This window comes from Globicatella sp. PHS-GS-PNBC-21-1553 (genome assembly GCF_033564055.1).
Classification (GTDB): Bacteria; Bacillota; Bacilli; order Lactobacillales; family Aerococcaceae; genus Globicatella; species Globicatella sulfidifaciens.
This window is the reverse complement of sequence record NZ_CP085470.1, coordinates 866,630-888,354: the sequence shown is the minus strand read 5'-3', so window position 1 is coordinate 888,354 and position 21,725 is coordinate 866,630. Positions and strand designations below refer to the sequence as shown.

The 21,725-nt window shown below is 36.3% G+C and carries 19 protein-coding genes and 1 pseudogene; all 20 read left to right on the top strand.

What is annotated here, in order from left to right:
• Window positions 1-42: 42 nt before the first annotated feature.
• The 20 genes and pseudogenes from LB888_RS03995 to LB888_RS03900 all read left to right on the top strand — a co-directional run bounded on the left by LB888_RS03995 (window position 43) and on the right by LB888_RS03900 (window position 21,715).
• Window positions 43-1,425, top strand: a complete 1,383-nt coding sequence (locus LB888_RS03995; RefSeq protein WP_318753709.1) for a L,D-transpeptidase family protein — start codon at window positions 43-45, stop codon at window positions 1,423-1,425.
• A 259-nt stretch (window positions 1,426-1,684) separates the two neighbouring features.
• Window positions 1,685-2,398 carry a response regulator YycF gene (gene yycF, locus LB888_RS03990; RefSeq protein WP_276647560.1) on the top strand — a complete coding sequence of 238 codons (714 nt, stop codon included), beginning with the start codon at window positions 1,685-1,687 and terminating at the stop codon, window positions 2,396-2,398.
• 4 nt (window positions 2,399-2,402) lie between these two features.
• Window positions 2,403-4,259: a cell wall metabolism sensor histidine kinase WalK gene (gene walK / locus LB888_RS03985; protein ID WP_318753708.1), complete on the top strand. Its 1,857-nt coding sequence runs from the start codon at window positions 2,403-2,405 to the stop codon at window positions 4,257-4,259.
• Window positions 4,256-5,668, top strand: a complete 1,413-nt coding sequence (locus tag LB888_RS03980; RefSeq protein WP_318753707.1) for a hypothetical protein — start codon at window positions 4,256-4,258, stop codon at window positions 5,666-5,668. Before walK ends, LB888_RS03980 begins: the two co-directional genes overlap by 4 nt.
• Window positions 5,669-5,678: 10 nt before the next feature.
• Window positions 5,679-6,518: a two-component system regulatory protein YycI gene (yycI, locus tag LB888_RS03975; protein ID WP_276647570.1), complete on the top strand. Its 840-nt coding sequence runs from the start codon at window positions 5,679-5,681 to the stop codon at window positions 6,516-6,518.
• Window positions 6,519-6,715: 197 nt separating this feature from the next.
• Window positions 6,716-7,465, top strand: a complete 750-nt coding sequence (tsaB, locus tag LB888_RS03970; protein ID WP_318753706.1) for a tRNA (adenosine(37)-N6)-threonylcarbamoyltransferase complex dimerization subunit type 1 TsaB — start codon at window positions 6,716-6,718, stop codon at window positions 7,463-7,465.
• Window positions 7,434-8,012 carry a ribosomal protein S18-alanine N-acetyltransferase gene (rimI, locus tag LB888_RS03965; protein ID WP_276647576.1) on the top strand — a complete coding sequence of 193 codons (579 nt, stop codon included), beginning with the start codon at window positions 7,434-7,436 and terminating at the stop codon, window positions 8,010-8,012. The genes tsaB and rimI (LB888_RS03965) overlap by 32 nt, the downstream gene beginning before the upstream one ends.
• 3 nt (window positions 8,013-8,015) lie before the next feature.
• Window positions 8,016-8,495, top strand: a complete 480-nt coding sequence (gene rimI, locus LB888_RS03960) for a ribosomal protein S18-alanine N-acetyltransferase (RefSeq protein WP_318753705.1) — start codon at window positions 8,016-8,018, stop codon at window positions 8,493-8,495.
• Window positions 8,479-9,489: a tRNA (adenosine(37)-N6)-threonylcarbamoyltransferase complex transferase subunit TsaD gene (tsaD, locus tag LB888_RS03955; protein WP_318753704.1), complete on the top strand. Its 1,011-nt coding sequence runs from the start codon at window positions 8,479-8,481 to the stop codon at window positions 9,487-9,489. The genes rimI (LB888_RS03960) and tsaD overlap by 17 nt, the downstream gene beginning before the upstream one ends.
• A gap of 165 nt (window positions 9,490-9,654) precedes the next feature.
• Window positions 9,655-11,268: a peptide ABC transporter substrate-binding protein gene (locus tag LB888_RS03950; protein WP_318753703.1), complete on the top strand. Its 1,614-nt coding sequence runs from the start codon at window positions 9,655-9,657 to the stop codon at window positions 11,266-11,268.
• 330 nt (window positions 11,269-11,598) lie between these two features.
• Window positions 11,599-12,447, top strand: coding sequence for an ABC transporter permease (locus LB888_RS03945; protein ID WP_318753702.1), 849 nt, complete (start codon window positions 11,599-11,601; stop codon window positions 12,445-12,447).
• Between the two features lie 2 nt (window positions 12,448-12,449).
• Window positions 12,450-13,373 carry an ABC transporter permease gene (locus LB888_RS03940; protein ID WP_318753701.1) on the top strand — a complete coding sequence of 308 codons (924 nt, stop codon included), beginning with the start codon at window positions 12,450-12,452 and terminating at the stop codon, window positions 13,371-13,373.
• An 11-nt stretch (window positions 13,374-13,384) separates the two neighbouring features.
• Entirely contained in the window at window positions 13,385-14,443 is a 1,059-nt protein-coding gene (locus tag LB888_RS03935) for an ABC transporter ATP-binding protein (protein ID WP_318753700.1), read from the top strand.
• Window positions 14,436-15,347 carry an ABC transporter ATP-binding protein gene (locus LB888_RS03930; RefSeq protein WP_078755523.1) on the top strand — a complete coding sequence of 304 codons (912 nt, stop codon included), beginning with the start codon at window positions 14,436-14,438 and terminating at the stop codon, window positions 15,345-15,347. The genes LB888_RS03935 and LB888_RS03930 overlap by 8 nt, the downstream gene beginning before the upstream one ends.
• 95 nt (window positions 15,348-15,442) lie before the next feature.
• Window positions 15,443-15,997, top strand: a complete 555-nt coding sequence (locus tag LB888_RS03925) for a LemA family protein (RefSeq protein WP_101813118.1) — start codon at window positions 15,443-15,445, stop codon at window positions 15,995-15,997.
• 246 nt (window positions 15,998-16,243) lie between these two features.
• On the top strand, window positions 16,244-16,621 hold the full coding sequence (locus LB888_RS03920; RefSeq protein ID WP_318753699.1) for a hypothetical protein: 378 nt from the start codon (window positions 16,244-16,246) through the stop codon (window positions 16,619-16,621).
• 83 nt (window positions 16,622-16,704) lie between these two features.
• On the top strand, window positions 16,705-16,992 hold the full coding sequence (locus tag LB888_RS03915; RefSeq protein ID WP_318753698.1) for a hypothetical protein: 288 nt from the start codon (window positions 16,705-16,707) through the stop codon (window positions 16,990-16,992).
• 19 nt (window positions 16,993-17,011) lie between these two features.
• Window positions 17,012-18,099: pseudogene (locus LB888_RS03910) on the top strand (D-alanine--D-alanine ligase family protein).
• A gap of 12 nt (window positions 18,100-18,111) precedes the next feature.
• Window positions 18,112-19,527 (top strand): UDP-N-acetylmuramoyl-tripeptide--D-alanyl-D-alanine ligase, encoded by a 1,416-nt coding sequence (locus LB888_RS03905; protein WP_318753697.1) that lies wholly within the window; start codon window positions 18,112-18,114, stop codon window positions 19,525-19,527.
• A 571-nt stretch (window positions 19,528-20,098) separates the two neighbouring features.
• A complete protein-coding gene (locus LB888_RS03900) occupies window positions 20,099-21,715 on the top strand; it encodes a DEAD/DEAH box helicase (RefSeq protein ID WP_318753696.1) in 1,617 nt (538 codons plus the stop codon).
• Window positions 21,716-21,725: the final 10 nt, after the last annotated feature.

The following is a 21,725-nucleotide window of genomic DNA, read 5'->3' as shown; positions in this document are numbered from 1 at the left end:
GCTATTATTTAAAATGAAAAAAGAAAGAAAAGAGGCAACGATATGAAAAAGCTACTTTTTACGAGTATCGCTTTAGTCTTATTGTTGGGAATTGGTTATGGGGCTGGGATTGGCTATTATGCTGAGAAGTTCCAAGCGAATACCACATTTGGCTCGGTTGATATTAGTAACTTAACATTAGAAGAAGCCAAGCAAAAAATTTCTGATGATTTAAGTCAAAAGGAAATTACATTAACTGAAAATGGGCAAGAATTAGGTAAATTTACCTTAGCACAATTAAATGGGCAAATTAATGCCGATGAAGTGTTAACGGCCGCTTATCAAGCTCAAGATCCATCACAATGGTTGGCAGGATATTTCTCATCAGTGGAGTATGAGAATTTATTAATGAATAATGTAAAAATAGATGACGCTGCTTTAACCGAAGCTTTGGCTACAATTGGTTTAAACAATAGTGAACGGACGGCTTCAACGGATGCTTATATTGAATACACGGATGCAAGAGGATATTATGTTGAGCCTGAAACGGTTGGTAATCAACTAGATTTAGATTTAGTAAAACAAATGGTCGTTGAAGGATTACAGTCTGGACAAACGACGGTTGAATTGAATACGGCTTATTTACAACCGGAGATAACCAGTGAAAGTGAAAAAATCACTACTTTTATGGATCAAATCAATTCTTATATTGAGACTAAAATCAATTTAGAAATTGCGGGAGATACTGTTACGATCCCGAAAGAAGAAATTATTAAATGGATTTATTTCGATCACAGTAACCAAATTGTTGTAGACCAAGCATTAGTTCAAGAATATGTGTCAACACTTAATGATAAATATGCAACATTTAATAAGCCACGTGAGTTCGCAAGTACATTAAGTGGAACCGTCACCGTGCAACCGGGTACTTTAGGTTGGTCGATTGACAGTGAATCAGAAGCGGCACAAATTGCTGCTGATTTAGCTGAAGGTCAAGAAGTAACCAGAACACCGGCAATCGTAGGGTCAGGGTATTCAACAGATGGAACAAATGACATTGGTAGTACTTATGTTGAAATTGATATCGCCAATCAAATGATGTTTGTTTACGTAGACGGCACCCAAGTTATTTCGACACCAGTTGTGACGGGTAGAACCGGAACAGCAGATACTGTACCGGGTGCTTATGCTGTTTGGAATAAAGAAAAAGATACTGAATTAAAGGGATATAATGTCCATACTCAAAGAGATTATGTCCAACCCGTTTCTTATTGGATGCCATTTGATGACACCGGTCAAGGAATTCACGATGCAAGCTGGCAAGCTTCTTTTGGTGGGGATGCTTATTTAACAGCCGGATCTTTAGGTTGTATTAACACGCCACCTGATGTGATGGCACAAGTTTTCAATACTGTGGAAGTAGGAACACCGGTCATTATATTCTAATTAAATAAGTAAATAACACGTGACATAGCTATGCGACTATGTTGCGTGTTTCTTTATTTTAGAGTTTACTAAAGTAGTATTTAACTCAGTAGTGAGTAGCTTATCAAGAAAAATGTAAAAATAGCACACACTTGTCAAAAGGTAAATATTCATGCATCTAGATAAAAAAAGAATTGTTGTTATAATGGACAGAGATAAAACCCTTTAATGAAAGAACAATTAAAGGAATTGTAGTAAATTTAAATCCTACGAGGAGGATATGATAATGAAAAAAGTTCTCGTTGTTGACGATGAAAAAACAATATCAGATATCATCGTTTTTAATTTAGAGAAGGAAGGCTTTGAAATTAAAGTTGCCCATGATGGTGAAGAAGCACTACAGAAGTTTCATGATGAATCTCCAGATTTGATTGTCTTAGATTTGATGTTACCCAAAATTGATGGTTTGGAAGTTTGCCGTGAAATCAGAAAAGAGAGTAGTGTACCGATTATTATGCTAACGGCCAAAGACTCCGAAATTGATAAAGTTCTAGGATTAGAATTAGGCGCGGATGATTATGTAACTAAGCCGTTCTCTAATCGAGAATTAGTAGCACGTGTTAAAGCTAACTTACGACGTCATAGCGCTCGTGAACAAAGTGATAATGCGGATGCTAATGCGAATGAAATCGTAATCGGAGATTTAATTGTTCATCAAGATGCCTATATTATTTCTAAACGTGGTGAGGAAATTGAATTGACACATCGTGAATTTGAATTATTGCATTATTTAGCCAAACATATTGGTCAAGTGATGACGCGTGAACACCTCTTAGAAACTGTTTGGGGATATGACTATTTTGGGGATGTGCGTACGGTGGACGTGACCATTCGTCGTTTAAGAGAAAAAATTGAAGATGCACCTAGTCATCCGGTGTATATCGTGACTCGAAGAGGTGTAGGATATTTCTTAAAGAATCCGGATCAGGACTAGTTGTATGAAGCGAGGATTTAGTTTTTTTCAATCCATTTACTTTAAAATACCGATGCTGTTTATTTTTATTTTACTGATTTCGTTTCAGTTTATTGGGGTCTTTTTTATCGACCAATTACAATCACAATCGGTCACAACTTTTAAAGAAACGTGGAATACACAGTCGAATTTTTTAATTAATAATGTTAGACCTATTTTAGAGTCGTCTGGTGATCCTAACCAGACGACTACTATTGAGTTACAGCTAACTCAGACCTTAGCTACTTTTACGGCCGACGAAGCAACTAAAATTCAAATATTGGATAATGAGGGCTATGTTAGGGCGATTAATCAAAGTGGACTGGCTAACACGGTGGGGCAAAGAGTGGATAATGATAATGCTTTAGCTGTTATAACATCAAGACAAGCTTATGCCCAAGAGTATCATGATTATGTACGTAATAACCGTAGTTATTTATTAATACGTCCTGTCATGTCACAAGATAATAATCAACTATTAGGTGTCGTAATGGTAGAAGCGAGTATGAATAATATTTACAATCAAACACGTTCTGTTATGGTTATTTTTGTGCAATCCGCAATTGTCGCAATTGGGGTCGCTTTCGTGATTGCGTTATTCCTTTCCCAAGCGATTACCAATCCTATTGAGCAAATTAGACAACAAGCGATGCGTATTTCTGATGGGATATATAATTATCCAGCAACCGTCAATGGCAAAGATGAACTGGGTGAATTAGCTAATACAGTCAATGAATTAGCAATTAAAGTTAAAGATGGACAAGAATCCATTGAATCCGAACGTCAGCGTTTAGACGGGATTTTAAGACATATGACAGATGGTGTTATTGGAACAGACCGTCGTGGTAATGTTTTGCTAATTAATGAACGTGCATTAGAGTTATTGAGTATTCATCAACAAGATGCTTTAGGCATTTCAATTATTGAGTTATTAGGTATTCAACAAACACATCGCATCAAAGAATTGCTTGCCGGAGAAAAAGAAGTAATGATCGAGCGCGAAGATGACACGATCCTTAAGGGAGAAATCTCAATCATACGTCGTGAGACAGGGTTTGTAACCGGACTCGTTTGTGTTTTGACTGATGTGACAGAGCAGGAGAAAACAGATCGCGAAAGAAGAGAATTCGTTTCGAATGTTTCCCATGAATTACGAACACCATTAACTAGCGTTAAAAGTTATACGGAAGCATTGGCAGATGGCGCTTGGCAAGATGAAAATATTGCTCCGCAATTTATTGAAGTGATTCAATCAGAGACGAATCGGATGATTCGGATGATTGGCAACTTACTGGATTTATCGAAAATTGATGGAGGTCAAATTAAGCCACAAATGGAATTAATTGACTTTAAACGGATTGTCAACCATATTGTTGATCGTTTTGAATTTACTTTGGATTCACAGGAGAAAAAATATACGATTAAACGTCAATTTACGCCAAGAGAAATATATTTAGAAATTGATCAAGATCGCATGACACAGGTCATTGATAATATTATGAGCAATGCGATTAAATATTCTCCTGATGGTGGGGAAGTAATTGTTAAAATTGTTGATAATCCTCATACGGTTGTGTTAAGTATTACCGATGAAGGATTAGGCATTCCACAAAAAGATTTACCACATCTGTTTGAACGGTTTTATCGAGTGGATAAAGCTCGTTCAAGAGACCAAGGGGGAACCGGTCTAGGTTTAGCCATCTCTAAAGAAGTGATAGAGTTGCATGGAGGTAAAATTTGGGTTGAAAGTAAAGAAAATCAGGGTTCAACTTTCTTTGTAGAATTACCATATGAGCCATTTGAACTAGAGTTTTCAGATGAAGAAGGGTGGGATGAAGCGTGAGAAAATTTTCCTTTCAAACGTTCTTTTTAACGCTCTCAATTGTGGTGAGTTTGTTACTAAGTTATATTTTGATCTTTGATAATAATGCTTTATTATCCCGTTTCTCTTCTAATCCGGAAACAGCACAAGTCAATATTCAAATTGATAGTAATAATAAAGTTTCTGACTACTATCAATTGGCTAATGTAAAATTAGCAGAAATCATCTATCCGACCAATGTGATTATTTCTGAAGGCGATAATGCGTATTTATTGAATGATTATTCGGGATTACATTCACTGGCGTCGAGTTTAAGTCAAAAGCGTATCTCCTTAGTTGAGAAAATCGTGGTACCTCCAGAAGAGAAATATATCGAATTAATATCACAGGAAAGAGTCGAGTTTGAATTTTCAACAGCCTTACCATTTGAACTAGTGGATAATTTTATTAAAAATGAAAGTGAAGAAACGGAATTTGAATTTAACCGTATTATTTTTCCTAAAAATGAAAAGAATACCGCCTACTTATTAAATACTTTTGAACAAGTATATATGAAGGCTAAATTGCCAGAAGGGAACACAACGGACGATTATTTTAAAATAGCGCGAGTTTCAAAAGAGAAATGGATTGTTGCTGAACGCTATAATTTAAGTAATGGCAATCATGTTTATTTACCGTTAAAAACCATGACGGTGCCAAGTCAACTTTATACTTTAAATTTAGTCCCTGAAACCAATGTGATTGATTCTTTATTTGGAAATGTCCGATCATGGCGATCTGTTTCTACCAACGAAGACAGTAGCAGTGGGACCATTATGTATTACAATTCAAATATGGAGCTTCAGATTAACCCTTTTGCTCAAATGCTTGGAATAAATTACAAAAACACCAATCAGTTTGAAGCTAAAACATATAGACAACGAATTGAGCAAAGTTATAGTCAAATGCGACAGTTTGAATATTGGAAAAATGGGATACGTATTGGAACCCAGTCAAATGGCACAACCATTGTCTATCAACGTTATCTTGATGGTTATCCTACTTTTTCTAGTTCGACGGTCAATCATTATGCTAGTAGTCGTGTTTATTTCCGTGGAGGTAATTTGACTACTTCTATTACGCGCTTAGCATTACCGATGGTTTACTTGGAAGCGCATATTGCCGATCAAAGTAGAGAATATGAATTGATGAGTGTGGATGAATTGACATATGAATTGAATATGGCGGGATATTCTGTTAGTGACTTTACCAATGTAGTGATTGGCTATGAATGGCAAGATAATATGTCTGAATTTCAAAAAGTGAACTTTGTTCCTAAATGGTTTTTTGAAATTAATAATGTTTATTATTCCATTGATCAAATTCGTGATGGTGAGCTCGAAGCCCTGGGGAATATTAGTGATAGTCGTCACTATTTTACAAGAAGGTAGGTGACAAACAATGGATTTTAAACGAATTATGTTAATGTTAACTTTGTTTTTTTTAATCTTTGATATTTATTTAGGGTTTAGAGTCTATCAACAAGTTCAATCTACTACCATTCGTCAAAGTGATTTTCAGCAACAAAGCATTGAACAGAGACTTCAAGCTCGTGATATCACTTTGTTGTCACCACTAAACGAAGAAGAAGTTGAAGGCATCTTAATTAAAACTGAAGATAATACCGTATTACGTGATGGATTGAATCAATTAACTCATCAGCAAGTGAATTTATCAGACGAAAATGTATTAACAGCTACTTTTGATGAACCGTTAAATATGGAAGGGCAAATAACGCCTGAAACGAGCACTTTACCAAGCGAAGTGGCAAAATTTATTCGTGATCAATATTTATTGAATGATGAGTTATTTATTGAAGGTGGGGCTTATACGCAATATTGGTATTTACCAACCAATCGGACCATTGTTTTTTGGATGACAGCTATTAATAATACCCCCATTGTAGATGGGAGTGCTGAGATTAAATTACAATTAGATGAAAACTATAATATTGCGTCCTACACTCAAACGTATCAGCATAATTTTGTGACTTTAGATGAGGATAAACCTTATAAATTAATCACAGCACGTGAAGCAATTGAAGTACTCGATACCCGTATTCAGACGAACTTGCCTTCTAATTCAACCATTATTCATGTGACTTTATCTTATATTAAATATAAAGAATGGGACGAGATAAATATTTACCTTCCAGTTTGGAATGTCGTTTATCAACGTTCTGAAGGTCAAACAGGTTCAATGTTAGTGGATGCCATCAAAGGTCAAGTGATGGAACGATAGTTTATAAAGTTTAGTAGCATTGTCAATGTAAGCAAACGGACTGTTACCCTAGAATACACAGGTATTTTCAGGAAATGCAGTTAAAAGTGCAAAGCATTGGCAATGTTTTTTTATTAAATGATCGATATGAACGAAAAATTATTAAGTGAAATATGGCCGTGCTTATGATAAGATAGACAAATGAAAGGGGCGATCATATGCGTTTATTAGCCATTGATACATCTTCAAATTTACTTAGTTTAGCCTTGTTTAACAATCAAAACATTATAGCATTTGAAAATAATCAATCACAAATGCAACATGGCGTATTATTATTACCCAAAATTAAAGAGCTTTTAGCAAGCAATCAAGTGACGGCAAAAGAGGTTGATGGCATTATTATTGGAATGGGACCGGGGTCTTATACGGGCTTAAGAATAGGTGTTACAGCGGCAAAAATGTGGGCTGTTAGTCAAAATATACCCGTTTATCCTGTTTCGAGTCTAGCCGTAATGGCTTTAAGCGTTGACCCGTCTGACAAAATAGTAGCCATTGTGCCAATCGTGGATGCACGTCGAGAGAGTTGCTATACTGCTATTTACCAAATAGATATGACGGGTAATCTTAACACTATTCTTGAAGATAGTCATAGTGATTGGCGATTGTGGTTAGTAAACAATGCGTCTATCTTAAGTCAGTATGATGAGATTGTTTTCGTAGGGCATCAAATCGCAAATTTTGAGCCGCTAGTCAAAGAGGTGTTGCCTGATTCAAATTATCGATGGGTTGACGATGTGTCAGCTTTACCACGTATGGAACGTTCAATGGGTTTAATAAAAGAGCCTATTGTAGATATTGATTTATTATCTCCAAATTATGCTCAGTTGACTTTAGCTGAGCGAGAATGGTTAGAGAAAAAAGAGCAGGTAGACGGTTATGATACATTGGTTGATACAACAATTAACTAAATTCAAAACACGACTATCAGGCAAGCACTTAGTAACGCCTACCATGCCCAAAATAATGGAACAACTGGATTGGCAAGCAAAAACCCATCCTGAGGGCTTTGTATTACGACTGTGTCACCAATCGGATCTTGAATTTTTTGAACAAATTGAAAAACAAACTTACGACGGTTATTTGGCCTGGCGTAAAGCTGATTTTTTAAATGATTGGCGAAAAAATCCTTATGCCTTGTATTTAGTGATTGAGTTGCAAGGAAAGTTAGTAGGAGTAATCACTGGTAGAGTCCTGTATCGAGATTCACATATCAGTCAGTTGATGGTGCTGCCAAGATACCAATCAAAAGGGTTAGGTCAGTGGCTAGTGAGTGAATGGCTATCTATCGCTAAACAATTTAAGACAAAGCAAATCACTTTGGAAGTACGAGAAAGTAATCAACGTGCTCAAAAATTATATCAAAAAATGGGTTTTCAAGTCATTAATCAAAGGGAAAACTATTATTACAATAATCACGAAACGGCTTTAATTATGTGTCGTAGAGAGAAGGAATAAGGATTGATAGAGTACCATGTTGTACCGATAAAAGGAAAACTAATGATGTCGCCAATAAAAGAACAAATTATCGAAGCTAATCGACATTTTGGGTGGAATGAAGCCCAAACGTTAATGGATTTTAATAATGAACATAGTGAATATTATTGTTTGGTTAATCAAGACAAATTATTAGGTTATGTCGCTTTGCATCATATTTTAGATGAAGCGTCGATCAATATGGTCTACATTGATAAGACCTTTCGACAACAAGGGTTAGCAACGGAATTACTCGTCTTTGTATTAAACCAATTAAGTCAGCGTCAAGTAAAAAATATCTTTTTAGAAGTACGAGCGAGTAATCATTCGGCAATTCATTTATATCAAAAAACCGGCTTCGATTTATTAATTAATCGCAAGAATTATTATCAAAATCCCATGGAGGATGCTTATATTTTCCAAAAAAATTTGACGAAAGGAGATCAAGATGAGTCAAAAGAATAATCTCATTTTAGCATTTGAGTCAAGCTGTGACGAAACAAGTGTTGCCGTCATTGAAAATGGTTCGATTATACGCAGCAATATTGTGGCTTCGCAAATTAAATCACATATGCGATTTGGTGGTGTCGTACCAGAAGTAGCCAGTCGTCATCATGTTGAACAAATCACTCAAATTTATCAACTGGCATTAAAAAAAGCACAAGTGTCAATAGATGAGATTGATGCGATTGCCGTCACCAAAGGTCCAGGACTAGTTGGGGCTTTACTGATTGGCATTACTGCTGCTAAAACATTAGCCTTCGTTCATGATAAACCATTAATTGAAGTTAACCATTTGGCAGGGCATATTTATGCATGTCAATTAGAAAATCAATTACAATTCCCATTATTAGCCTTAATCGCAAGTGGCGGTCATACTGAGCTCGTTTACATGGAAAACCATAACCAGTTTGAAGTTATTGGCGAGACACAAGATGATGCGGTTGGAGAAGCTTATGATAAAGTAGGGCGGATATTAGATTTACCTTATCCAGCTGGAAAATACTTAGATCAATTAGCACAAACAGGACAAACAACCTATCCAGTTCCTAGAGCGATGATTCATGAAGATAATCTTGATTTTAGTTTTAGTGGCATGAAAAGTGCTATTATGAATCTCGTTCATAATGCTCAACAACGTGGTGAGACAATTGTGAAAGAAGATTTAGCGACTAGTTTCCAAACAGCAGTTATTGAAGTTCTAACGACTAAAGCGGCGAAAGCAGTGGCGAAATATCCTTCAGTTAAACAATTTATCTTAGCTGGTGGGGTGGCAGCTAATTCCGGATTAAGAAAAGAATTAGTGGCAACCTTAGATCCAATCGAAGTATTGATTCCTTCATTACCTTTGTGTGGTGACAATGCCGCAATGATTGGGGCTGCTGCTTATCAAATGTATCTACAACAACAAATGGGTAGTTTAGATTTCAATGCTCAACCTAGTTTAGATTTATCATAATTTAATGAAACCCTGAAACAAATAAAATGTTTCAGGGTTTCATTTTTAAAAATTAAAAATTAATTAAAAATAATCTTGATTTTTAATTTCATTTAGTGTATTATCTCATTTAAAGAGGTAATCTTTAATGCAGCTATCATAAATACCAAATAGGAGGAAACATTAATGAGAAAATTCTTTAAAAAAGCAGCCCTTTTAGGTACGGCACTATTATCATTTAACGCAATGTCTCCATTATTCGTAACCAAAGTTGGCGCTCAAGCAGAACAAACCTTAACCTTATCAACGACATCTGAGCCACCTACTGTGGACCCTGGGATTGCAACTGATAGTACGTCAGGTGCGATTGTTAAAAACGTCTTTGAAGGTTTAACAGCTATCGAAGACAATCAACCAGTACCAGCAGTGGCTGAGTCTTGGGAAGTAAGCGAAGACGGCTTAACTTATACGTTCAAATTACGTGAAGGTTTAACATGGTCAAATGGTGACCCAGTGAAAGCAAGTGATTTTGAATTTGCATGGAAACGTGTTTTAAATCCGGAAACTTTATCAGAATATGCGAACTTACTTTATGTGATTGAAGGAGGGGAAGCTTATAATACGGGAGAAGGCCAAGAAGATGCTGTCGGTGTTAAAGCACTAGATGATACGACTTTAGAAGTTAAATTAAACGCTCCAGTAGCCTATTTCCCTGAATTAATTGCGCACTATACCTTTATGCCAGTTAATCAAGCAGTAGTAGAAGCGAACCCTGATTGGGCAATGGAAGCGGGAGAAGATTACGTAACTAACGGACCATTCGTCTTATCTGAATGGAACCACTCTAGTGACTATGTATTAACTAAGAATGAAAATTACTGGGATGCAGCCAATGTATCATTAGAAACTGTCAATGTCCAAATGGTGGAATCTGAAGCGACTGCTAATGCTATGTATCAAGCAGGGGAATTAGATTACTTAGGATCACCTTATAATAGTGTTTCATTAGATGCGATTGATACTTATAAAGCAGACGGATCCTTAGATATCTCTGACTATGCTGCTATTTATTGGTACAAAATTAATACAACCGATGAAGTAATGTCTAATGTGAATATTCGTAAAGCTTTAGCTCTAGCAATTGACCGTCAAGGTTTAGTAGACAATATTACTAAAGGTGAACAAGAACCAGCATTAGGTTATGTTCCACAAACCATTGCTGGTTTTGAAGAAGACCGTGGTTACTTCAAAGATGCTGATTTTGAACAAGCTAAAGAATATTTAGCAAAAGGATTAGAAGAATTAGGATTACAAGATCCTAGTGAATTAACTGTAAAAATTTCAATTAATACATCAGAAGCGCATTCAACAATTGCGCAATATATCCAAGAAGGTTGGGCAAGTAATTTAGGCATTAACGCTGAAATTGATAACTCTGAATGGCAAGTTTATTTAGATAAATTATCCGCTTTAGATTATCAAATTGGACGTTTAGGTTGGATTGCAGACTACAACGACGCTTCTTCATTCTTAGGTATGTATGATTCAGTAGACAATGGTAATAATGATACTGGTTGGACTAATGAAGAATACACTAAATTATTAAAAGAAGCTGAGTTAGAAACGGATCTTGATAAACGTACAGAATTATTAAAACAAGCTGAAGCTGTCATGATTGAAGAAATGCCAGTTATCCCATTGTATTACTACACTAACTTATCAGTTAAGAAAGACAACATTAAAAATATGGAACCTGATGCATTAGGTAATATTGATTTGAAAAATGTCGTAGTTGAATAAAATATAACGGAATGACTTGAAACTGGGCAGAAACTTAATAATTTCTGTCCAGTTTCATATCGTTATATCATTGCGCAGTGGGTGAATGGCGTGAAACGGTATTTTTCTAACTTGTTTGATTCCTACTCCATACTGTGCGGGGGTGGGCATACGAAGCGAAAATCAGTGATTTTCTACTTCTTGCCTACGCCCATTTCGTGTTGCTTTATTAAACGGTGGCGCAAACTTTTGATAATATAAGGAGGAATATTAGATGAAAAAGTATATCTTTAAGAGAATCGTTTATATACTGATTGCACTTTTTTCATTATAACACTAACGTTTTTCTTAATGAGAATTGCACCCGGTAGTCCTTTTGCTAGTGAAAGAGCACTAACGCCTGCGATTGAAAAACAATTAAATGAAACCTATGGCTTAGATAATCCATGGTATGTGCAATACAAAGACTATTTATTAAACATTTTAAAATTTGATTTTGGTGAGTCTATGAAGTATAAAGGTCGTTCGGCTAACGATATGATCTTTAACTCATTTCCTATCTCATTAGCCTTAGGGGCCCAGGCGCTCTTTTTAGCAGTCGGTTTTGGGGTTTTATTAGGGGTCATTTCTGCTATGTACCATAATAAATTAGGTGATTATATTTCAACTATAATTGCTGTCTTAGGAATTTCAATTCCTTCATTTATTTTAGCAGGATTAATGCAATATTTTTTAGGATTGAAATTGGGATTGTTCCCTTTAAGTGGTTGGAAAGGATTTAGTTACACCATCATGCCTTCATTTGCGATGGCTTTAAGTTACATGGGAAATGTGGCCAAAATGGTCCGATCTAGTATGCTGGAACAAAATACATCTGAATATGTAAAATTAGCTCGAGCAAAAGGATTAAGAAAATGGAATGTGGTCTTCAAGCATTCACTGCGCAATGCATTATTACCTGTTATTACATACTTAGGACCTTTAACTGCCGGCGTGGTAACGGGGAGTTTTATTGTTGAAAATATTTTTGCGATACCTGGACTCGGTAAACACTTTGTTACTAGTATTAATAACCGTGATTATACGATGATTATGGGAACCACTGTTTTCTATTCTATTCTATTATTATTCGCGGTCTTAATTGTGGATATCATTTATGTAATGGTTGATCCACGAATTAAGTTGGAAGGAGCTGAATAATAATGACTCATGAAGAAAAATTAAATCCCAAAGATTTTGAAATAGTAGGGATTTCTGAAGATCAAACTGATATTTTAAGTAATAAAACGGTATCGTTTTGGGGAGAAGTCTTTCATACTTTTAGCCGTAATAAACTAGCGATGTTTGGGGTTGGGTTATTAATTGTAGTGGCCTTAATGGCGATTTTTGTGCCAATGGTGTCACCATTTAGTTTTAGTCAACAAACCAAAAATTATAATATGCCACCCAATGCGACCCATTGGTTTGGTACTGATAACTTAGGGCGAGATATTTTTGTCCGGATTTGGGTTGGAGCACGTATTTCCTTATTTATTGGATTAGCAGCTGCTGCTATTGACTTAATTATCGGAGTATTATGGGGCAGTATTGCCGGGATTGTAGGTGGACGTGTCGATAATATTATGATGCGTATTGCTGATATTTTAACGGCGGTCCCTTATTTATTGATTGTTATTTTACTATTAGTTGTTATGGATAAAGGGTTAATGCCAATGATTGTGGCCCTTTCGATAACAGGTTGGGTACGAATGGCTCGCATTGTCCGTGGAGAAGTATTATCTATCAAGAACCAAGAATATGTTTTAGCGGCGCGTACATTAGGGGCGAATACCACTCACTTGATACTAAAACATTTGATTCCAAATGCGATGGGAGCGATTATTGTCACGATGACACTATCGATTCCTTCAGCAATCTTTACGGAATCATTTCTTAGTTATTTAGGTCTTGGGGTGACACCGCCAATGGCCAGTTGGGGAACGATGGCTTCAGAAGGAAACGAAGCCATTATGACGGCACCGTGGCGTTTAATATTTCCAGCGTTATTAATTTCATTAACAATTTTTGCATTTAATGCGGTCGGTGATGGTTTACGTGATGCACTCGATCCAAAACTTAGAAAGTAGAGGTGACTAATATGACAGAAAAATTATTACAAGTAAATGATTTGCGTATTAGTTTTAAAACTTTTGCGGGTCGTGTTCAAGCCGTTCGTGGGGTTAATTTTTCTTTAGAAAAAGGAGAAACCTTAGCCATTGTAGGAGAATCAGGCTCAGGAAAATCAGTAGCGTGTAATGCGATTATGCGTTTAATTCCACAGCCACCTGGACATTTTGATGCGGGAGAAATTTTATTTAATGGACAAGATTTATTGCAATTAACCGAAAATCAAATGAGCGATATCCGTGGGAAAGATATTGCGATGATTTTCCAAGATCCGATGACTGCTTTAAACCCAACAATGAAAGTTGGCAAACAAATTGCCGAAGTCATTTTACGACATAAAAAAGATATCTCTAAAGCACAAGCCAAAGCGCGTTCGATAGAGTTATTAAAAGAAGTCGGAATTCCATTTCCAGAGCGCCGTTATGAACAATACCCTCATGAATTTTCAGGTGGGATGAGACAACGGGTAGTCATCGCGATTGCCTTAGCAGCGGAACCTAAGCTATTAATTGCTGATGAACCTACTACGGCATTAGATGTAACGATTCAAGCACAAATATTAGAATTAATGAAAGAGATTCAACAAAAAAATGGCAATTCGATTATCTTTATTACGCATGACTTAGGCGTAGTGGCGAATGTTGCCGATAAGGTAGCGGTGATGTATGCGGGCCAAATTATAGAGTACGGTACCGTCAATGAAATTTTTTATAATCCTAAACATCCTTATACTTGGGGACTACTAGGTTCAATGCCTGATTTGGAAAATGATGATGCCCAAGAACTTTATACTATCCCAGGTTCGCCACCGAATTTAATAAATCCTCCTAAAGGGGATGCTTTTGCTCCACGTAATCGCTATGCAATGAGGATTGATTATGAAAAAGAGCCCCCAATGTTTAAAGTCAATGAGAACCATTTCGTTAAATCTTGGTTAATGGCTGAAGGGGCACCTAATATCGAAGTACCAGAAATGATTCAGAAAAGAATTCAACGATACTTAAAAGAAGGAGGCGTTACAAATGAGTAAGAAAGTACTTTTAGAAGTAAAAGATTTCAAACAATATTTTGGAAACAGTCAACAACCGATTAAGGCCGTTGATGGTATTTCATTCGAAGTTTATGAAGGCGAAACGCTAGGTCTTGTAGGAGAGTCTGGTTGTGGTAAATCTACAACGGGACGCTCGATAATTGGACTGTATGATATTACGGGGGGCACGATTACTTTCGACGGGAAAGTCGTCAGTGGTAAGCAAAGTGCTAAAGATAAAAAAGATTTGGCCCGTCAACTACAAATGATTTTCCAAGATCCTTATGCTTCCTTAAATCCGCGTATGACCGCTGGCGAAATTATTAGTGAAGGTTTTGATATTCATGGACTTTATAAAAACAAAGCTGAACGTCGTAATCGAATTGGCGAATTATTAGAAGCGGTAGGGTTAAATAAAGAGCATCAAAATCGTTATGCTCATGAATTTTCAGGAGGTCAAAGACAACGTATTGGTATTGCGCGAGCTTTAGCGTTGCAACCCAAATTCATTATCGCGGATGAACCTATTTCAGCACTAGATGTTTCGATTCAAGCGCAAGTCGTTAACTTATTGAAAAAATTACAAAAAGAACGTCAATTAACCTATTTATTTATTGCCCATGATTTATCAATGGTAAAATATATTAGCGACCGAATTGCGGTGATGTATGCAGGAAAAATACTTGAAGTAGGGCCAGCTACTGAAATTTATCAAAATCCTATTCATCCTTATACGAAATCCTTATTATCAGCAGTTCCTCAACCAGATCCGATTAGTGAAAGTGTTCGTCAACGGGTTCCTTATCAGCATCAAGAACCGACTGGAGATGTAAGAAAATATGAAATATCCCCAGAACATTTTGTCTATGCAGACGCAGAACAATTGCAAGCGTGGACTAAATAAAGGTTGTTAACATCTTCTGTTTAGTGTTTTCAATCGACTTTTTCAAAGGGATTAAGTATAATTAAGATATACGAAAAAAGAAAGGTTGATGTACCATGCCATTTTTAATCATACTAGGAATTTTAGTTTTAATTGCCTTAGCTTGGGTTGGAATTTATAATAATTTAATTAAAACAAGAAACTGGGCTGAAGAAAGTTTTAGTCAAGTCGATGTGCAGTTACAACGACGCAATGACTTAATCCCTAATTTAGTCGAAACAGTCAAAGGATATGCGGCTCATGAAAAAGAAACTTTAGACTCCGTAATCAAAGCCCGTCAACAATTAATCGATGTCGCGAATGCGTCACCCGAACAAATTAATGCGGCCTCAAATGCTTTAACAGGTGCTTTGTCTCGTTTATTAGCAGTAGCCGAATCTTATCCGGATTTAAAGGCAAATACTAATTTCGCTGAATTGCAACGTAGCTTAACCGATACAGAAGATAAAATTGCTAAAGCTAGAATGTTATATAACTCTAGCATTAATCAATATAATACTAAGATTGAAACGATTCCTAACAATATCGTTGCGGGTGTTCATGGCTTTACTAAGAAAGTGTTCTTAGAAACACCCGAAGAAGCTCGTGTAGCACCAAAAGTAGAGTTTTAAAGCAAATCTTCAATTCCAATAATGGATGGATACCATGATGTTTTATTTTAGTGTGTCGATTTGGACCCCTAAAATAGGAGAGGTGAAAAGAGAACAAATTTCAAAATGAAGTTTGCCATCTTTCCTCTCCTTTTTTGTGTTAATTTAGTGATTTATTATTGAATTACACTTTAACTTTATAAAAAAAGAGAGTAGAATATAGGGTGATTGTATATTATGGTAAAAAACCAGAAGGGGGGCAAAAAAATGAGAATTAATTTGTATGTACATTATGATTCGGTAACGAGTCATATCATGACACGGGGAATTAATTTGATGCCGACGGATTTTGATGCAAAATACGTACCCAATAATATGATATTGGCAGAATCGCCTTCTAATTTTGGAAAATATGATGTGAGAACCAACTTTAAGATATTAAGAGGGAAACCAGAAGTTTTAGAATACTTGAATTATTGTCGCAAAGAAAAAGTGCGTGTGTCTAATTGGATGGATTTTGAAAGTGTCAGTATGATGCACCAATTAACTCCTAATGAGATTGCAGAAATATTATATTTATTCCATGCAAATCAAACCTTAAGATCAGCTTTTTTTATAAATTACAAAATAATTATGCGTTTCTAACCTTGCCGAACGGCTTAATAAAAACCTATTATCGTTATTCCCAACATTTTAATTTGCGATTTCAAAGAGTGTTACAAGAGCAGATGCAAAATTTATTAAATGAAGGACGCTCTTTCTTTTTTAAGAAGAAAGAAATCGCTAAGCCGGTTCCGGAAGCCATTGTAGAACAAATAGCACCACTATTCACGAAAGGATTGAAAATTGACTTTGCTCAAGCCTATGATACGGCTGGCCAGTGGTTTGTACCGTTATTTATCATTGAAGATGAATTAACACTTTTAACTTCTAATCAAAGTCAGACGGATCAAGTCGGTCAATTGGTGTACAATTATCAAGAAAAAATTTGGCAAGTAGAATTTGTTTCTAACTAGCATGCATTTGGAGGAAAATATGAAAATAATTTTACTATATGGTGGTCAAAGTGCGGAACATGATATATCAGTCATTTCAGCACACAATATTGCCCAACAAATTATGTATAACTATTACGACGTCCAACCTATTTTTATTCGACGTGATGGGGTTTGGATTAAAGGAGCCCCCTAACTGAAGCACCTAGCACTTCAGGCGAACTCATTTTAGAAGCCGCTGAAATAGCTCAATGGTCGCAAAAAGCTGATACGGCTTCAACAGGTATAGTGATTCAGCCAGGTTCAATTTATGAGGAAGACACCATTGTCTTTCCGGCGCTTCATGGACCAAATGGAGAAGATGGTACTATTCAAGGGTTTTTAGAAGTGTTAAACATGCCTTATGTTGGCGCAGGCGTCACAGCTAGTGCAGCTGGCATGGATAAAACAATTAGTAAGTATATTTTTAGCCAAGTAGGTATTCCGCAAGTACCATTTGAAGCATTTGACCGTCAAGCATGGCTCAATTCAAAGGATGAGCTGATTAAAAAATGTGAAGGTAGCTTGCTATATCCAATGTTTGTCAAACCAGCCAATATGGGGTCAAGTGTAGGAATTAGTAAAGTTGAAAATGTTGAAGAATTAGCTAATGCGGTTGAATTAGCTTTAAAATACGATTTTAGAATTGTAGTTGAACAAGGAATTAATGCCGATGAAGTGGAAGTAGCGATTTTAGGTAATGCCGATGCTCATGTGAGTGTGGTCGGGAAACTAGTAAAAGAACAAAGTTTTTATGATTATGATAATAAATATTTAAACAATAGTGTTTCAATGCAAATTCCAGCTGAATTACCTGAAGCGGTTGCCGAAAAAATTCAAGAGTATGCTTTATTAGCGTATCGTGCAATTGACGGGCGTGGATTATCTCGTTGTGACTTTTTTGTAACGGCCAATAACGATATTTATATCAATGAAATTAATACCATGCCAGGTTTTACGCCATATAGTATGTATCCAGTGCTATGGCAAGGAACAGGCTTAGGTACTCGTGACCTAGTTGAAGAGTTGATTCAGTTAGGGTTACGTCATTTTGAAGCAAAAAAAGCGTTGACTGCTGACAGATTTTAGTGGAGGTACAAGATGAAACCGATAAAATTAATGGACGTTGTAAAACACGTTCATGCGATTGATTACACAGCAAAAGATCGCACAATTTCGATTTCTAATGTCGAATTTGATTCTAGAAAAATTACCCCGGGATCATTATTTGTGCCATTGCAAGGGGCAACCGATGGTCATGATTATGTAGAAAAAGCAATTGAAATGGGTGCTGTAGCAACATTTTGGTCTAAAGAGGAATCGGCTGCGCCAAGTGATCGGATTGCGATTATTTTAGTAGATGATACATTAAAAGCATTACAGGATTTAGCTCATTATTATCGTCAGGTCATCAATCCCATCGTGATTGGTATTACTGGTAGTAACGGGAAGACCACCACTAAAGATATGACCGCTTCAACATTATCAGCTAAATATCGAGTTCATAAAACGCAAGGAAATTACAATAATGAAATCGGTGTTCCGTATACTTTGCTAAAAATGCCAGAGGATACGCAAGTCTGTGTAACTGAAATGGGAATGAGTGGCTTTGGCGAGATTGAAGTGTTGAGCAAAATAGCAGAACCGAATATTGCGGCCATTACTTTAATTGGCGAAAGTCACTTAGAATTTTTAGGATCACGCAAAGGGATTGCCCAAGCTAAGATGGAAATTTTAAACGGGTTAAAACCGGATGGATTATTCGTCTATCCAGGCAATGAACCATTAATAAGCGAATTATTAGATGAAAAAGCGCCAACCATTCAAATCAGTAGCTTTGGTTTCGATAGTTCTTATGATGTTTATGCTTATGATTTAGTTGAGGAACAAAATAAAACGTTCTTTAAAACAAATGTCGATTCTAATATTGTGAGTACGATACCTGTTATTGGCGCTTATAATGTATCGAATGCGTTGATTGCTTTAACCATTGCCAAACATTTAGAAATCCCAATGGAACAAGCCATTTTTCAATTGGCTCAATTTGAATTAACGGCCCATCGTTTAGAATGGATTAAGACTTTAAATGGGGCAGATTTATTAAATGACGCCTATAATGCAAGTCCAACTTCAATGAAAGCCATTTTGAAAACTTTATCAACGGTTCCTGTGGAACATACTGGCCGTAAAATAGCGGTTTTAGGGGATGTTAGAGAGTTAGGTCCTGAAAGTGCTAATTTGCATCGAAGTATTAAAGAGGCGATTGATCCAGATAAGATTGCCCGTGTCTACTTATTTGGAACGGAAATGAAAGCTTTATATAATGAGTTAGTAACGGAGTATAGTCAAGAGTCATTATATTATGTTGAATCGGATCACGATGAGTTAATTGCATTATTACAACGTGATATTCAACCGGAAGATGTCGTGTTAGTTAAATCGAGTTTAGGGGTGGATTTATTAAAAGTCGTCACCGCTTTAACTGGCCACGAAACACATAATATGTTAAGAAAATAAAGAATTACATGGGAGTGGGCTAGAAGTTGATAATCAGACGACTTTCTATATGTCTAATCAGCCCGTCGCCCAGTGGAGTAATTATCCTCACATTAGTCTTTAAGACACTGCTTGATGCTAGTTAACCAATGCGCTTACTATTACCGAGCAATAGTTTGACTGAATGAATCAAGGATTGCCTACCTCCGTATGAAAATTCCAATTTTTTACTCTGTTAAAAGCTAATTTTCTGAAAAGAAGATGACATTACGGGCTTCTAAATAATGAATCATTACCTATTTGAATCAGTTTGTTTTCAAGTTTTTAGTAGCTAAAACATAAATAGCTTGTTTATCAATCTTATTTGTGTTAATCTAAGCAATGGAAAGTTAACGATGTATCATTAAGTCAACCGTTCTATGGAAGTTTGACCCGCATGGCACCTAGCGCATTTTGCTATTTCTTCGCCAAGCGGTTTTTTTATTTGTAACTTACCCACCATAACATCTCTTGCTCGATACAATAAAAGATAGGTATCACGGGTAAGCTATGTTAAATAAAAAGTCTTAAAGACAAGAAAAGGAAGAAGATATTGAAATTTTCAGAATTAAATTTATCACCATTATTAGTAACCTCACTTAAGGAGTTAGGTTTTGAAGAACCGACTCCGATTCAACAACAAGCAGTGCCTGTGGCTTTAGAAGGAAAAGACTTAATTGGTCAAGCTCAAACCGGAACTGGTAAAACAGCGGCTTTTGGTTTACCGATGTTGAATAAATTAAATAGTCAAACCCAATCGGTTCAAGGTTTAGTTATTGCACCGACGCGTGAATTAGCGATTCAAGTACAAGAAGAATTATTCCGTTTAGGCAAAGAGCAAAGAGCACGTGTCTATGTTGTTTATGGCGGAGCCCCAATTGGGAATCAAATTAATCGTTTAAAACGAAATGCCCCTCAAATAGTAGTTGGGACACCAGGACGTATTTTAGACTTGATGCGTCGTAAAGCTTTAAAATTAGATGAGTTACAAACATTAGTATTGGATGAAGCGGATGAAATGTTGAATATGGGTTTTATTGACGACATTCGTGCCATTATTGAGACAACCCCTGAAACCCGCCAAACATTACTATTTTCTGCAACCATGCCTAAAGAAATTCGTAATTTAGCCGATCAATTTTTAAAAGAACCAGCACATATTAAAATTGAAACTAAGCAAATTACTGCTGACTTAATTGAACAGTTTTTTATTAAATGTCGTGACGATGAAAAGTTTGATGTGCTAACGCGTTTATTAGATGTACAGTCACCCAAACAAGCGATTGTCTTCTGTCGTACTAAAAAGCGTGTGGATGAAGTGGGACGAGGATTATCCTTAAGAGGATTTAATGCGGAATTAATTCATGGTGATATTACGCAACAAAAACGTACCACTGTTATTAATCAGTTCCGTAACGGAGAAATTGAACTATTAGTAGCCACGGATGTAGCGGCACGTGGTTTAGATATTTCAGGAGTAACGCATGTCTATAACTATGATATCACCCAAGACCCTGAAAGTTATGTTCATCGAATCGGACGTACCGGTCGTGCAGGGAATGAAGGTGCTTCAATTACCTTTGTCACGCAAAATGAGATGCCATATTTAAGAACGATTGAAACATTAACTCGAAAAACAATGACACCAATGAAACCGCCGACCGTCCAAGAGGCACAGTGGGGACAAGTTCAACAGTTAATTGATCAAGTCAATGAAATGTTAGAAGAAGGTAATGCACAACAACATCGTAATACCGCAAAAATATTATTAGAACATTACCAAGCGAATGACTTAGTCGCTGCTTTATTAGGAACGATTATTAACGATAATAGTAATATTGAAGTACAAATCTCACCACAAAGACCATTACCAAATGCTCAGCATAAAAAAGGGTATAAATCGGGTAATAAAGGTCGTGGTGGCAGAAGAGATAATCGTCGTCGTGACGGTGGTAGTCGTCGCGATGGAGGTAAATATGGTGGAGAACGCCGTGAGGGTGGACGCAATCGTGACCGTCGTCATGACAGTGACCAAGATTTTAAACGTAAGGATAAAAAGAAAAATCAAAAATTTGATAAAAACACGCGTGGTAAAGACCAAGGAAAAAGCAACAAGTCTTCTAAAAAAGTGAATATCAATAAAAATTTTAAAATGATGAAAAAAGATTAAAATGGAGTTA